This is a genomic window from Thioclava pacifica DSM 10166, assembly GCF_000714535.1.
GTDB lineage: Bacteria > Pseudomonadota > Alphaproteobacteria > Rhodobacterales > Rhodobacteraceae > Thioclava > Thioclava pacifica.
Genome location: NZ_AUND01000001.1, coordinates 387,866 through 402,167 on the forward strand (window position 1 = coordinate 387,866; position 14,302 = coordinate 402,167).

11 protein-coding genes are annotated in these 14,302 nt (G+C 65.5%); 7 read left to right on the plus strand and 4 right to left on the minus strand.

What is annotated here, in order from left to right:
* The first annotated feature begins 90 nt into the window (after window positions 1-90).
* Together TP2_RS01730 and TP2_RS01735 are read left to right on the plus strand one after the other, a co-directional pair.
* Window positions 91-690, plus strand: a complete 600-nt coding sequence (locus tag TP2_RS01730; RefSeq protein ID WP_038072668.1) for a superoxide dismutase — start codon at window positions 91-93, stop codon at window positions 688-690.
* Between the two features lie 398 nt (window positions 691-1,088).
* Window positions 1,089-1,544, plus strand: a complete 456-nt coding sequence (locus TP2_RS01735) for a baeRF12 domain-containing protein (RefSeq protein WP_038073318.1) — start codon at window positions 1,089-1,091, stop codon at window positions 1,542-1,544.
* A 313-nt stretch (window positions 1,545-1,857) separates the two neighbouring features.
* Here the strand turns inward: TP2_RS01735 and TP2_RS18380 are convergent, their stop codons facing one another.
* Complete coding sequence (locus tag TP2_RS18380) at window positions 1,858-2,034, minus strand: hypothetical protein (RefSeq protein WP_157617014.1); 177 nt, start codon at window positions 2,032-2,034, stop codon at window positions 1,858-1,860.
* Between the two features lie 179 nt (window positions 2,035-2,213).
* On the opposite strand from TP2_RS18380, the gene rarD reads away from it, so the two are divergent.
* On the plus strand, window positions 2,214-3,122 hold the full coding sequence (rarD, locus tag TP2_RS01740; RefSeq protein ID WP_038072670.1) for an EamA family transporter RarD: 909 nt from the start codon (window positions 2,214-2,216) through the stop codon (window positions 3,120-3,122).
* On the opposite strand, the gene TP2_RS01745 is transcribed toward rarD, so the two are convergent.
* Window positions 3,119-3,673, minus strand: coding sequence for an LOG family protein (locus TP2_RS01745; RefSeq protein WP_038072674.1), 555 nt, complete (start codon window positions 3,671-3,673; stop codon window positions 3,119-3,121). The two genes, rarD and TP2_RS01745, sit on opposite strands and share 4 nt — an antisense overlap.
* A gap of 148 nt (window positions 3,674-3,821) precedes the next feature.
* On the opposite strand from TP2_RS01745, the gene TP2_RS01750 reads away from it, so the two are divergent.
* Together TP2_RS01750 and TP2_RS01755 are read left to right on the plus strand one after the other, a co-directional pair.
* Window positions 3,822-5,066, plus strand: a complete 1,245-nt coding sequence (locus TP2_RS01750) for a LysM peptidoglycan-binding domain-containing protein (protein ID WP_038072675.1) — start codon at window positions 3,822-3,824, stop codon at window positions 5,064-5,066.
* A gap of 138 nt (window positions 5,067-5,204) precedes the next feature.
* Entirely contained in the window at window positions 5,205-7,055 is a 1,851-nt protein-coding gene (locus tag TP2_RS01755) for an ABCB family ABC transporter ATP-binding protein/permease (RefSeq protein ID WP_038072679.1), read from the plus strand.
* A 265-nt stretch (window positions 7,056-7,320) separates the two neighbouring features.
* Here the strand turns inward: TP2_RS01755 and TP2_RS01760 are convergent, their stop codons facing one another.
* Window positions 7,321-10,875, minus strand: a complete 3,555-nt coding sequence (locus tag TP2_RS01760; protein WP_051692106.1) for an efflux RND transporter permease subunit — start codon at window positions 10,873-10,875, stop codon at window positions 7,321-7,323.
* Window positions 10,872-12,017 carry an efflux RND transporter periplasmic adaptor subunit gene (locus TP2_RS01765; RefSeq protein WP_051692107.1) on the minus strand — a complete coding sequence of 382 codons (1,146 nt, stop codon included), beginning with the start codon at window positions 12,015-12,017 and terminating at the stop codon, window positions 10,872-10,874. The genes TP2_RS01760 and TP2_RS01765 overlap by 4 nt, the downstream gene beginning before the upstream one ends.
* A 186-nt stretch (window positions 12,018-12,203) precedes the next feature.
* On the opposite strand from TP2_RS01765, the gene TP2_RS01770 reads away from it, so the two are divergent.
* A complete protein-coding gene (locus tag TP2_RS01770) occupies window positions 12,204-12,881 on the plus strand; it encodes a hypothetical protein (RefSeq protein ID WP_038072680.1) in 678 nt (225 codons plus the stop codon).
* Between the two features lie 82 nt (window positions 12,882-12,963).
* Window positions 12,964-14,295 (plus strand): outer membrane protein assembly factor BamB family protein, encoded by a 1,332-nt coding sequence (locus TP2_RS01775; RefSeq protein WP_240473681.1) that lies wholly within the window; start codon window positions 12,964-12,966, stop codon window positions 14,293-14,295.
* Window positions 14,296-14,302 lie beyond the last annotated feature (7 nt).

Consider the following 14,302-nt stretch of genomic DNA (forward strand, 5'->3'; position numbering starts at 1 on the left):
GGCCTTCACTCGGAAAACGGGCTTGACCTCGGAACCGCCAGCGCTTCTTTAGGGTTTGACATACGAACCTTCGAACCAAGAGAGGACATCATGGCTTTTGAACTTCCCGATCTTCCCTATGCCCACGACGCGCTTGCGGATCTCGGCATGTCGAAGGAAACCCTCGAATATCACCACGACCTGCACCACAAGGCCTATGTCGACAACGGCAACAAGCTGATCGCCGGGACCGAGTGGGAAGGCAAGTCGGTCGAAGAGATCGTCAAAGGCACCTACCAGGCCGGTGCGGTTGCCCAGAACGGCATCTTCAACAACGCCTCGCAGCATTGGAACCACGCCCAGTTCTGGGAAATGATGGGTCCGGGCGGCAAAGCGATGCCGGGCGAGCTGGAAAAGGCGCTGGTCGAGAGCTTCGGCTCGGTCGACAAGTTCAAGGAAGAGTTCGCCGCCGCCGGCGCTGGCCAGTTCGGCTCGGGCTGGGCATGGCTCGTCAAGGACACCGACGGCTCGCTCAAGGTCACCAAGACCGAGAACGGCGTGAACCCGCTCTGCTTCGGCCAGACCGCGCTTCTGGGCTGCGACGTGTGGGAGCACTCCTACTACATCGATTTCCGCAACAAGCGCCCGGCCTACTTGTCGAACTTCCTCGACAAGCTGGTGAACTGGGAAAACGTCGCCTCGCGCCTGTAATTCGCGCGCTGCGACCGGTTTACGAAGGGCGTCCCGTCGGGGCGCCCTTTTTGTTTTGAAGGACCTATGCGCGGCGCCCCGGCCAAGTCTGCCCCCGACCACGCGTGACAGGTGTCGCCCATATGCGCTTGCCCCTGCGTCAACGCGTTTCTTGACATCGCATCGCCCCCGGGCGGAGAATTGCACCATGGAGCGAGGCCGCTTCAGAGCACACGCGCGCGACCGGGGAGGGTCCGGGCGTCAGGGCCGCGGAAACCGTGAGGTGCAGCGGGCCACCCACAGGCCCGCGAAACCGCCCCGATCAGCAGATGCGTTGGCGAAGGCACGCAGGTCGGCTGTCGCTTTAGGCGGGTCTCACGGTCTGACCGTGGCGACAAGGACGAAAAGGAGGAGATATGATGAAACAACTGACCAAGGGCACCTGGGTCGTGATCGCGGATGGCGAGAAGGCACTGTTTCTAGAAAATGTCGCCGATACCGTTCATCCCGAGCTGGTGGTGCAGCGCATCGACGCTCAGGAAAACCCCTCCGATCGGGCGCAGGGCAGCGACAGGCCCGGGCGCATGGCCGATACCGGGCCGGGGCACCGCTCGGCGCTGGAGGAAACCGACTGGCACGAGCTTGCGAAAATGCGCTTTGCCGATGATCTGGCCGAGACGCTGTTGCGGATGGTTCAGCAGGGACGGATCGAGCGGCTCGTGCTTGCCGCTGCGCCGCGCATCCTCGGTGAGGTCCGGCGTTCGTTGCACAAGAGCGTTGCCGATATTCTTGTGGCCGAGATCGACAAGACCCTCACCAATCACCCGATCGACGAGATCGAGAAACTGGTGAAAGACGAGATCGAGGCGGTCTGAGGGCCAGTGTGGAGCAACTGAAGCGACCTTCGGATCAGCTTTTTTGTTCTTGAGACCTTGCGCGAGGGACCCGATATCGGGATCGCTCGCGCGGAACAGAGTGAGGGGCCAACAGCTCAAGTCAAAGCGAACAGCTTGCGATACGCCCGAACGGCCGGCCCTGCGATCAGTCGAAATCCTTGCCTGGACCGCCCGCTAGGGCGATTGCCGCGCCTTGCGCGGCGAGGCCTGCTTGCAAGATCACATCGGAATGGCGGGTTATGCGATTGGTGCGAAGATGGAGCAGAAAGCTGCGCGTGAGCCCGTCGTTAAGTTAATATCCCCCCGCGTTGATCACCACGATCCCGGCCGCCCAGCCGCCTGAGAGGCATTTCATCACGTGCCGCGCGCCCTCGGTCTCCCTCCCATGGACCAGAAACGAGAGCGACACGCCCGCGACCACGAGATAAACCGGACGACGCGCGCCATAGCTCAGCCGCATCTCTGTCACGGACCAGCCGAAATCGTCGAAATCTTGGGCGGCGGAAGGAAATTGAGAAATCGGGGGCTCTCGATGCTGTGAGCGATTGCAGAACTAGTTCGTGAAAATGCGCACAGGTTCGCGCGCGGGGCACTTCCCTTTCCCTGTCCGATCGGTCAATTTCGCGCGGTTAGTGGAAGGGGCGCGGAATGAACGAGGCGGTCAAGGGCTTCTGGGCGATGGTGGCGGCCTGCGTCATCTGGGGTCTGTCGGGCCTCTATTACAAGATGCTCGATGCGGTGCCGCCGATTGAGGTTCTGGCGCATCGTACTCTATGGTCCTTTGCCTTTTTCGCGGTGATCCTCGCTTTCAAGGGACGGCTCGCCGAGATCTGGCGTGCGCTTGCGGAGCGACGCGGACGCGGCACGCTGGTGATCGCCACCGCCGCGCTGATGATTTCGGCCAACTGGTTCACCTTCATCTGGTCGGTGCAATCGGGCCATGCGGTGCAGGCGAGCCTGGGCTATTACATCTTCCCGCTCGTCGCGGTGCTCTTGGGGTTCGTTATCTACCGCGAGGCGCTCAGCACGCTGCAATGGGCCGCTGTCGGGCTGGCGGCGCTGGCGGTCGTGGTGCTGACGCTCGGTCTTGGCGTGGCGCCCTGGGTCTCGCTGATCCTCGCCTTCACTTTCGGCACCTATGGGCTGATCAAGAAGGGATTGCGCGCGGGGCCGATGGTGTCGGTCTGCGCCGAGGTGTTGCTGCTGTCGCCGGTGGCGATCGTGGTGCTGGCGGGGTTCCATTACGGCTGGTGGGGTGGGGCGGTCGATGCGGGCCATTTCGGAAGCGACTGGAAGACCTCGGCGCTTCTGGTCTTCTCGGGGCCGCTCACCGGCACGCCGCTTTTGCTCTTCGCCTATGCTGCGCAGAGGGTGAAGATGGCAACGGTGGGGCTGGTGCAGTATCTCAACCCGACACTGCAATTCTCGGTCGCAACCCTGGCCTTCGGAGAGCCGGTCACGATCTGGCATGCGATTGCGCTGGGGCTGATCTGGACGGCGCTTGCAGCCTATTCGAGCGTCAACCTGCGCGCGAAGCGTCCAGCGAAAGCGGTTTAGGCGAAAGCCGAGACGAGCGCTGTTTCGAGCATGTCCACGTCGTCGAGCATCACCAGCATGTCGCGCAGCGAGGCATCGGCGAACCCCTCGGTCACGATCTGGTCGATCAGCGCGGCGAGCGGGGCCCAGTAGCCATCGGTGTTGAGCAGGAAGATCGGTTTCTCATGCAAGCCGATCTGGCGCCAGGTCAGCACCTCGAACAGCTCGTCGAGCGAGCCAGCGCCGCCCGGAAGGACCACCACCGCATCGGCATTCATGAACATCACCTTCTTGCGCTCGTGCATCGTCTCGGTGACGACGAAGGTGGTCAGGTCGCGCTTGCCGACCTCGCGGGGAAAGAGATGCTCGGGGATCACGCCGAAGGTGCGCCCGCCCGCATCCTGGGCGGCGCGCGCGACCTCTCCCATCAGCCCGACATCGCCTGCACCGTAGACCAGTTGCCAGCCCCGCGCCGCGAGCATCGCCCCCGTCGCCTTCGCAGCGGCGGCATAGGAAGGTTTTGCGCCGGCGCGCGAGCCGCAATAGACACAGACGGAACGGGGATGGGTCATGGCGGCGGCTCCAGAGGAAAAGGCAGTTCTTGAGCGGTGATAGCGGGGTTGCTAAGTTCGCTCAAGTGACCCGGGAACAAAGCCGCTCGAGAGGGACAAATCGCGCGGCGTCGGGCAGGGATCGGACGGGATCGAAAAAGGGGCGGGGATGACCGAACACGAGAAAGTTGGCGCCAAGAGCGCCGGGACGGGCGGTGCGCTCAAGGGCGGTGCCGTTGCGGTCGTGCTGGTGGTGCTGGGGCTGGTGATCTGGGCGCTGTCACGCCCGGGTGAGGCGCCTGCGCCGCAGCCCGAGGCTCAGACGGCAGAAGCTCCGGTCGCGGCACCGGCCGACGCGCCTGCGACCGGCACCGCGCCTGCGTCGGAGCCAAGCGTGGCAAGCGATGCGCCCGAACGCGAGCAGAGTGCCGAGGCTGCCCCCTCTGACGCGGAGCAGGTTGCCGAAAATGCGGCTCCCGAAAGCCAAGCCGAGAGCAGCGATCTCGCCACGGTCCAGTTCGATGCCCTGCGTGCGGCCCCTGACGGCTCGGTCACGCTGGCCGGGCGCACCGATCCCGGCGCGAAGGTCGATATCCTTGTCGACGGTCAATCGGTGTCGCAGGTGCAGGCCGATGGCGCGGGCAATTTCGTCGCGCTCTTCGACCTGCCCCCGGTGACCGATCCGCGCGCGCTTTCGCTCAAGGTGACGGGCGCGGATGGCCAGACCCGCGAAAGCGCGGAGACACTGGTGTTGCGTGGCCAGCCCGAGGCGGTCGCCGCAGCCGCGAGTTCCACGGATGCGAAGGCAACCGAAGTCGCCGCTCAACCTGCCGCCCCGATCGTGGCAGATGCCGAGGGCGCACGCGTGCTTGCGCCGGCCAGCAAGGCGCTGGTGATCGACACAATCTCCTTCGGTGCGGGCGAGACGGCGCGCAGCGAAGGGCGGGGCGCGCCTGAGGGCTCGGATCTGGCCGCCTATCTCGACGATACGCTCGTCGCCGAAGCCAAGCCCGGCGCGGACGGGCGCTGGGTGCTCGGTCTGCCGGGGCTCGGGACGGGCAAGCACAAGCTGCGGATCGATGCGCGCGACGGCACGGGCACGGTGATCGCGCGGGCCGAGACCGAGTTCGACCAGCCCGACCAGATCGTCGTCGCAAGCGCTGCGGGACCTGCCGGGGCCGAGGCGCAAGCTGTCTCGCAGGCGGGCGGCGCAGGCGATGCGGTGAAAGTGGTGCAGATCGTCGAGGGCAATACGCTTTGGGCGATCGCGCGCGAGGTCTATGGCGATGGCGTTCTTTATGTGCGGGTCTTCGATGCCAATCGCGACCAGATCCGCAACCCGGACCTGATTTACCCGGGGCAGGTCTTCACCATTCCCGCCCCCGGCAGCGCGTCCGGAGCCGCTGCGCAGTAACGCACAGGGCGATCGCGAGGCTGGACTTCGCCCCGCCAGCCGCTAGGTTGCGCGCAGGTTTCCCGCGTGGAGGGGCGCTGCCCCGCTTCCTGCGGAAGCCCCCGAGATATTTTCGTCAAGAAGAAGAGGAGGGGCGTGATGCCTCCGTCACAGATCACCACCACGGGCAAGATGAATGCTGACGAGCGTGCCCGCGGCTGGCGCACGATCCGCGCGGTGCTGCCCTACCTCTGGTCGCATGAAGCGCCCTGGGTGAAGCGGCGCGTGATCTTCGCGATGGTAATGCTGGTGATCGCCAAGATCATCTCGGTTTCGACGCCCTTCGTCTATCGCGCGGCGGTCAACACGCTCTCGGGTGACGCGGGGGCGAACCCGGCCTGGGCGCTGGGGCTTGGCGCGGTGGGGATCACGATCGCTTACGGCATGGCGCGGCTGATGACGGTGGCCTTCGGCGAGCTGCGCGATGCGATCTTCGTGAAGGTGGCGCAGCGCGCCTTGCGCCATCTGGCGCTTCAGACCTTTACCCATATGCATCAGCTGAGCCTGCGCTATCACATCACGCGCAAGACCGGGGGGCTGAGCCGGATCATCGAGCGCGGGGTGAAGGGCGTCGAGTTTCTGCTGCGCTTCATGCTATTCTCGGTGGGCCCTCTGATCCTCGAGCTGACGCTGGTGGCGATCATCTTCGCGGTGGTTTTCGACTGGCGCTATGCGGCGGTCGTCATCGTGACCATCGCCGCCTATATCAAGTTCACCTTCAAGGTCACCGAATGGCGGGTCGCGATCCGGCGCGCGATGAACCAGGCGGATACGGCGGCGAACCAGAAGGCGATCGACAGCCTTCTGAACTTCGAGACGGTGAAATATTTCGGCGCCGCCAAGCGCGAGGCCGAGCGCTACGACGAGTCGATGAAGGGCTACGAGGCGATGGCGGTGAAGACCGGGCAATCGCTGGCGGCCCTCAATGCGGGTCAGACGCTGATCATCACGGCCGGGCTTGTGACGGTGATGGTCATGGCCGCGATGCAGGTGCAGGCGGGCACGCTGACGGTGGGCGATTTCGTCATGGTGCAGGCCTATATGATCCAGATCACGATGCCGCTGGGCTTTCTCGGTACGGTCTATCGCGAGATCCGGCAGGCGCTCGTCGATATGGGCGAGATGTTCGATCTGCTGCAGCAACCCGCCGAGATCGAGGACAAACCGGGCGCAGATGTTTTGAAAGTGAAAGGCGGCGAGATCCGCTTCGAGCAGGTCGAGTTCCACTATGACAGCACGCGGCCGATCCTGAAGGGGATCTCCTTCGACGTGCCCGCCGGGCAGACGGTGGCGCTGGTTGGGCCCTCGGGCTCGGGCAAGTCGACGATCGGGCGGCTGCTGTTCCGCTTCTATGACGTGACGGGCGGCAGGATTGAGATCGACGGTCAGGACCTGCGCGACATCACGCAGGAGAGCCTGCATCAGTCGATCGGCGTGGTGCCGCAGGATACGGTCCTCTTCAATGACACGATCCGCTACAACATCGCTTATGGTCGCGCCGATGCGAGCGAGGCCGAGATCGTGGCCGCCGCAAAGGCTGCGAAGATCCATGATTTCGTGATGAGCCTGCCCGAGGGCTATGACACGGCCGTGGGCGAGCGCGGGCTGAAGCTTTCTGGGGGCGAAAAGCAGCGGGTGGGGATCGCGCGCACGATCCTGAAGAACCCGCCGATCCTGCTGCTGGACGAGGCGACCTCGGCGCTCGATACGCAGACCGAGCGCGATATCCAGACCAGCCTCAAGGCGATGGGCGAGGGGCGCACGGTGATCACCATCGCGCACCGTCTGTCCACGATTGCCGATGCCGATCAGATCATCGTTCTGGAGAAGGGCGAGATCGTCGAGCGCGGGCGCCACGAGGAGCTGCTGGCGCAGCGCGGGCGCTATGCGGCGATGTGGGCGCGCCAGTCGGCGGAAGAGGAAGACGAGGCGGAGCAGGGGGCTGCGTGAGCGAAGATGGGCACGGGTGCCTTGATGGGCGCGGGGCGACTAGCCCCGGGCCGCGCCCGTCCGGCCTTCGCGATGCTCAGGCGTTCGCCGGGGCGTCCTTCCACTGGAAGGCCGCTCGATCCCGGCTCACCCCTCCCCCCGGGAGGGCGCATTGGCGATGTCATCGCGAGCACGCGCGTCACTCAAGCTTTTGAGATAAAGCGCCCGGCCACCATTGGATCGAAGCGCCCACCCAAGGGTCGGGCGCGGCCCTCGTTTCAAAGGATCACTCCGCCGCGTCGGGCTTTGCCACCAGATGCGGTTTCACCCCTCCCTCGTGTTCGCCATCATCCCAGATGATCTCGCGGCCGCGCATCTTGCGCATCGCACGCTCCAGCGCGAGGTCGCGCGCGGCCCGGCTGTCGGTGCCCTGCATCAGCGCCGAGAGCGCCTTCGTGCCGCGATAGGCGCCGGTGTTGAACCAGACCCGGATCGACAGCAGTGCGGGCGTCAGCACCAGCGTCAGCACCGTTGCGGTGCCAAGCCCGAACACCACCGCCGTCGCGAGCTGCTTCCACCACAGCGCGGTCGGGCTGTCGATCGAATAGCCGCCATTGAGGAAATCGAGCGACAGGCCGAACATCATCGGCGTCAGGCCCGCCATCGTGGTGATCGTGGTCAGCAGAACGGGCCGCAGCCGCGCCTCGGCGGTGCGGATGATCGCCTCGAGCTGCGGCATGTAGCGGGAAAACTCCTGATAGGTGTCGATCAGGATGATGTTGTTGTTCACCACGATCCCGGCGAGTGCCACGATCCCCACGCCGGTCATGATGATCGAGAATTGCTGGCCCATCACCAGCATCCCGATCAGCACGCCCGCAGTGGACAGAACGACCGCGAGCAGCACCAGAACCGCGTTGTAGAAGCTGTTGAACTGCGCGAGCAGGATCACAAACATCAGCGCGAGCGCCCCCGCGAAAGCCTTCATCAGGAAGTCCTGACTCTCGTTCTGCTCAACCAGATCGCCCGACCATTCATAGCTGACGCCCTGCGGCAGGACGGCCTCGGTCTCGAGCCACTCGCCGAGGGCCGCGATGCGTTCATTGCCGGTGATCGGCTCGCCCGCGTCATTGGTAAGGCCGTCCAGCACATCGGCCTTGATGTCGTAATAGCGGGTCTGGTCGATCCGGTCGATCTGGCCCAGTTTCGGCGCAGGCGTGCGGGTGATGAAATTCGCCAGCGGCACGAGCCCTTCGGTGGTGCGCAGCTTCAGCGTGTCGAGGGTGGAGAGCACCCGATCCTGTTCGGGCAGGCGCACGCGGATCTCGATTTCCTCGTCGGATGAGGGCACGCGCATCGTGTCGAGCAGGATGCCGCGCGTGACCAGCTGCACCATGCCGCCCACGGTCGCCACATCCGCGCCGAAACGGCCCGCGCGGGTCACGTCCACGTCGATCACCCAGTCGATACCGGGCAGCGGGCGGGTGTCCTCGATCGCGGTGACGCCTTTCATGTCGGCCATATGCGCCTCGACATAGCGCACGGCCGCGTCGAGCTGGGCGAAGTCATTGCCCTTCAGCCGCAGCTGGATCGGCTTGCCCGAGGAAGGCCCGCGATCCTGCGCCAGATATTCGGATTTGATGCCGGGGATCGTGGCGATCTTCGCCATGATCTTTTCCATCACCACCTCGCCTTCGAGGTCCGGGTCGTCCTTGCGCTCGGCCCAGGGGATCATCTCGACCTGGATCTGGCCGATCGTGTCGCGCGGCGCGCTGGCCCCGCCATTGTTCTGGTTCAGCCCGCCTTCGCCCGCGAAGGAGAAGACCGCGCCGACGCCCGGCTCGCCAAGCGCCATTCCCTCGGCCTCGCGCAGCAGCGCGTCCTTTTCGGCCAGCGACAGGTTCCCGCGCCCGCGCACATAGATGATGGCCTGCTCGATCTCGCTATCGGTGAAGAATTGCGTGCCGTTATTGTTGCGCCCGTAATAGCCGAAGGTGAAAATCACCGCGCCCACGATCACCGCCACGGTGATCAGCGGCATGATCGGGTTGCCCGCGATCAGCGCGGTGAAACGGCCGAAGGGGCGGCGGCGATAGCCGGCCTCCACGGGTTTGGGCGCGCGCTGCGGCTTGGCGGCGGTGAAGGTGATCGAGCTCGCCATGCTCGCCAGCACGAAAAGCGCGATGCCCGGCAGCGATGCGGCAAGGTTACCCGATGCGCTATGCGTGCCCGAGAAGAAATCGGGGTTGAGCGTCAGGATCGCGCCGAGGAAGACAAGCGCCGCCGAGGCCACGGCCAGCGCAAGGCGCAGCGCATAGGGCCAGCCCTTGATGACGCGCGCGCCCATGTCGAGGCGGCGGCTCATCCGACCCGCGACGCCGCCCACGACGGGCAGATAGACCAGTGCCACCACCAGCGAGGCCGAGAGCACGAAGATGATCGTGACGGGCAGCATCCCCATGAATTCGCCCGGAACTCCGGGCCAGAACAGCATCGGCAGGAAGGCACAGAGCGTGGTGGCGGTGGAGCTGACGACTGGCCAGAACATGCGCTTGGCGGCTTCCGTATAGGCGGCCATCGGACCGGAGCCTTCCGAAATCCGCTTGTCGGCATATTCCACGACGACAATCGCACCATCGACAAGCATCCCCACCGCGAGGATCAGCCCGAACATCACGATATTCGAGATCGGCACGCCCATCGCGCCCAACAGAAGGAAGGTCAGCAGGAACGAGGTCGGAATCGCGAAACCCACCAGCAGCGCCGAGCGTGTGCCCAGCGTCGCCAGCACCACGATCATCACCAGCGCGATCGCGGTCAGAACCGAGCCCTCCAGCTGGCTGACCATCGCGCCCACCGTCTTCGACTGATCGAGCGAGATCCCCACATCGACGGCGCGTTGCAGGGGTTCCGGCCAGCGGCTTTCGGCCTCGGCCACGGTCTTGCGCAGCAGGTCCACCGTGTCGATGATGTTGTAGCCCTTGCGCTTGACGATCTGCAGCGCGACGGTCGGTTCGCCGTTGAAGCGCGCGGTGCCGGTGCGGTCCTCGAAGGTCAGGCGGATATCGGCCAGATCGCCCAGCGTGACGACACTCTCGCCGTTCTTCTTCACGGGCAGGGCATAGACATCCTGCGCGGTCTCGAAGGTGGCGGGGATTTTCACCGAAAACGCGCCGCCATCGGTCTCGACCTCGCCTGCCGCGATCAGCTGGTTATTGGCCTGCACGACATTGATCAGCTCGGGGGCGGTGACGTTATAGGCCTCGAGCTTGAGCGGGTCGATCACGACCTCGAGCATCTCGTCGCGCTGGCCCGCGATCTGGGCCTCCAGCACGGGCTCGAGCCCCTCGACTTCGTCCTGAAGGTCGCGGGCGAGTTGTTGCAGGGTGCGTTCGGGCGCATTGCCCGAGAGCGTCAGAACGACGATCGGAAACTCCGAGAAATTGATCTCGTTGATCGAGTATTTCTCGAACCCGTCGGGGAATTTTCCCTCGGCGGTGTTCATCGCGTCGCGCACGTCGGCGATGATCTTCGTCTTGTCCCAACCGAAGTCGAATTCGAGCATGACGCCCGCGTAATTCTCCTTCGCGATGCCGGTCATCTTGTCCAAGCCATCCAACCCCGCCAGCTCGGTCTCCATCGGCTTGACCAGCAGTTTCTCGGAATCGGCGGCCGAGATGCCGGGGAAGGGGACCGAGACGAAAAGCATCGGGATCTCGATATCGGGCTCGCCCTCCTTGGGCAGGCCGATATAGGCGCTCAGCCCCGCAGCGATGGAGATCACCACGAAGGCGATGACCATCCGTGCGCGGGCCGCGGCCCAATCGACGATCCCGGTCATTGCGCGCTCTCCGGCGCGGGCGTGCCGGGGACGGGCGTGTCTTCTGCAACATCGCCGGGCGCATGATCGACGAGCGTGACCGCGACGGGCGAGCCCTCGGTGACGTATTCCTGACCGACCACGATCACCGTGGCGTCTTCGGGCAGCCCCGCGAGCCAGACGCCTTCGGGCGTGTCGCGCAGGAAGGTGACGGGCGCGAAATGGGCCTTTCCATCGACCGCAAGACGCACGCCCAGCTTGCCGTCATCGTTCAGTGTCATCGCGGAAGCCGGCAGGAAATGTGCCTTGGTGCCATCGGCGGCCACGATCATCTCGACGGTCTGGCCCTCGCGGATCGAATTGTCTGCATTGGCGACCTCGGCCTCGACGCGGAAGGTGCGGGTCGCGGCATCGGCTGATTGCGAGACGAAGGTGACCCGGCCCAGAACTTCGCGGCCGGTGGCCAGACGGGCGCCGACGCGGGCGCCGTCGTGGACGCGGTCGATCTCGGTCTCGGGCACGAAGCCCACCAGCTTGATCGGGTCGAGTTGGATCACGGTTGCGCAAAGACCGCCCGAAGAGAGAAGCGCACCCAGTTCGGCCGTGTCTTCCTCGATCCGGCCCGCGAAAGGTGCTGTGATCTCGAGCCGCGCGAGTTCCGTCTGCGCGGCCTCAACGGCAGCCATCGCGGCCTCCAGCGCGGATTGCGCCGAAGCCGCGGCCGTGTCCGAGCGATACCCGCCGGCCTGCAATTTCTGTGCTGCCGTGGCGTTGAGCTTCGCCTCATCCAGCCGGGCCTGCGCCTCGGCCAAAGCGGCGGGCCGCGTGCCGGGATCGAGTTTGCACAGGATCTGCCCCTGTTCGACCTGCGCTCCCTTGCCGAGCGGTTCGGAAATCACCTTGCCGGTTGTCTCGGCGCGGACCTCGACGCGGCGCGCGGCCTCGGTCTGACCGCGTGTCAGCACGCCCTGATCGACGGGTTGCGCGGTCGAGGCGATCGCCTGCACCGGCACGGCGGGCTCGCCTTCGGCCTGCGCGGCTTGTTCTTCCTGTGTCGGGCTCGCGGCGTCGCCGAGATAGCCCATCAGCCGGTCACGCTCGAACACCAGAAGATAGAGCGCCACGAGGACGAGGATCGCGTTGAGGATCGGGATCGGGCGCATCGTGCGGGCTCCTGTGCCGTGGCTTTGGTTCTCCCCGAATACGCGCGGGTGAACCATCGAGTTCACATTACTGAGAGGAGGACGTGATCTCAAGCGCGAAGCCCCGCGACCTTGCGTCCCGCGCGGGCCTTGGCAGCGCCGGGGGAGGCGTGTAAGAGGGGCCGACAGCAGCGAGGAGAGGCACGCGTGAGCGAGACCGACAGTTTCATCGAGGAAGTCACCGAGGCCGTCCGGCAGGACAAGCTCTTTGCCGCCTTCAAGAAATGGGGATGGGTCGGCGGTGTCGTGATCCTCGCGATCGTCGGCGGCACGGGTTGGAATGCCTGGCAGAAAGAAAAGGCTCAGACCGAGGCGCGCGCCTTTGGCGACAAGCTGATGACGGCGGTGGCCGCCGAGGATCCAGGTGCGGCGCTGGCGAAGATCGACGCCGAGGGCGGCAGCCGTCTGGCGGTGCGCGACCTGATGCAGGGCGATGCCGCTCTCGAGGCGGGCAAGCCGGAAGAGGCTCTCAAATTCTATGACGCGGTCGGCGCGCAGGCCGATGTGCCGCGTTCGCTGAGCGAGCTTGCGCAGCTCAAGGCGGTGATCGCGGCGGGTGACAAGATGGATCCCGCGAAACGCGATGCGGTTCTGGCCGCGCTCGCCACGCCCGGCGCGCCTTATCGTCTGCTGGCAATGGAGCAGCAAGCGGCGGTCAAGCTTGCGGCGGGCGATCGCGACGGTGCCATCGAGATCGCGAAACAGATTCTCGCGGATGCCGGGCTAACGCCGGGCTTGCAACAACGCGCGACAGAGTTGATTGTGGCGCTGGGCGGCGAAGTGCCGACCGAGCCGGGGCAGACCGCTCCGGCGCCGCAAGAGTAAAGGGTTGAACCAAAGAGGTCTTTGCCGCGCGCGCGGGTGACGCGATCGCGGGCAGGGGATCCGAAGGGCAGGGGGAACGGGCGTGAATCTGAGCAAACAGGCGATCTGCGTTCTGGGGCTGGCTGCGGTCGTTTCGGGCTGCTCCAACAAGGAAGTGATCCTGTCGGGCGACCGCATGTCGCCGCGCGATGCGCTGCTGGCCGCAGAGGGACAGCCGGTCGTGGCGGAGGCGGATCAGCAGCAGGCCCTGCCGATCAAGCTGCCAGGTGTCGTGAGCAATGCCGAATGGCCCCAGCGTGGCGGCTCGGCGACCCATAGCCTGTTCAACGCGGCGATCGGCTCGGGGACCAACCTGATCTGGTCGGCCGATATCGGGGCGGGCAATGCGCGCCGCTACCGCATCACCGCCGATCCGATCGTGGCGGCGGGCAAGATCTTCACCCTCGACAGCCAGGCCCGTGTGACCGCGACCGCGACGAATGGCGGGCGCGTCTGGCAGACCGACATCACGCCTCCGGGCGACCGCGAGGGCGATGCCTCGGGCGGTGGCGTGGCCTATGCCGATGGCACGGTCTTCGTGACCTCCGATTTCGCCGAACTCGTCGCGATCGATGCGGCCAGCGGCGCGATCAAGTGGCGGCAATATTTCGACGCCGGGATTGGCGGCGCCCCGACCGTGCGCGATGGCGTGGTCTATGTGGTGGCGCGCGACAGCTCGGCTTGGGCGATCCGTGCCTCGGACGGCAAGGTCGTCTGGCAAATGCCGGGTCCGCCGGCAAGCTCCGGCATGACGGGCGTCTCGGCCCCGGTTGTGACGGATCGCATGGTCGTCTTCCCCTTCCCCTCGGGCTTCCTTGCAGGGGCGCTGCGTAAATCGGGCATGTCGATCTGGCAGGCGAAGGTCGCGGGTGCGCGTCCGGGCGTGGCCTATGCTTCGGTCGTGGATCTCACCGGCGATCCCGTCGTCGTGGGCGATACCCTCTATGCCGGGTCTTCGGCAGGCAAGCTTGCAGCCTTCGACGTGGACTCGGGCGAACGGCTGTGGACTGCGACCGAAGGGGCCAACAGCCCCGTGCAGGTTGCGGGCGGCTCGATCTTCCTGACTTCGGACAATGGCAAGCTGGTGCGCCTCGATGCGGCGTCCGGCGCGCAGATCTGGTCCAAGGACCTGCCTTATTACGAGAAGGAAAAGGTCAAGAAGCAGCGCACGATCACTGCCAACTATGGCCCGGTGCTCGCAGGCGGCAAGCTGTATGTGGCCTCCTCTGACGGGACGCTGCGGGTCTTCAACCCGGTCGACGGCGCGCTCATCGGCGAGGCAACGATCCCGGGCGGGGCCTCGACCGACCCGGTCGTGGCGGGCCGTACGCTTTACGTTGTGGGCGGCGACGGGAAACTGCACGCTTTTCAGTGAGGCTTTT

Bases quoted from the DNA above. Each gene is read 5' to 3' on its own strand.
- TP2_RS01750 (WP_038072675.1), top strand. From the start codon at position 3,822: ATGACCGAACACGAGAAAGTTGGCGCCAAGAGCGCCGGGACGGGCGGT.
- rarD (WP_038072670.1), top strand. From the start codon at position 2,214: ATGAACGAGGCGGTCAAGGGCTTCTGGGCGATGGTGGCGGCCTGCGTC.
- TP2_RS01735 (WP_038073318.1), top strand. From the start codon at position 1,089: ATGAAACAACTGACCAAGGGCACCTGGGTCGTGATCGCGGATGGCGAG.
- TP2_RS01755 (WP_038072679.1), top strand. From the start codon at position 5,205: ATGCCTCCGTCACAGATCACCACCACGGGCAAGATGAATGCTGACGAG.
- TP2_RS01745 (WP_038072674.1), bottom strand. From the start codon at position 3,673: ATGACCCATCCCCGTTCCGTCTGTGTCTATTGCGGCTCGCGCGCCGGC.
- TP2_RS01760 (WP_051692106.1), bottom strand. From the start codon at position 10,875: ATGACCGGGATCGTCGATTGGGCCGCGGCCCGCGCACGGATGGTCATC.
- TP2_RS01730 (WP_038072668.1), top strand. From the start codon at position 91: ATGGCTTTTGAACTTCCCGATCTTCCCTATGCCCACGACGCGCTTGCG.
- TP2_RS01765 (WP_051692107.1), bottom strand. From the start codon at position 12,017: ATGCGCCCGATCCCGATCCTCAACGCGATCCTCGTCCTCGTGGCGCTC.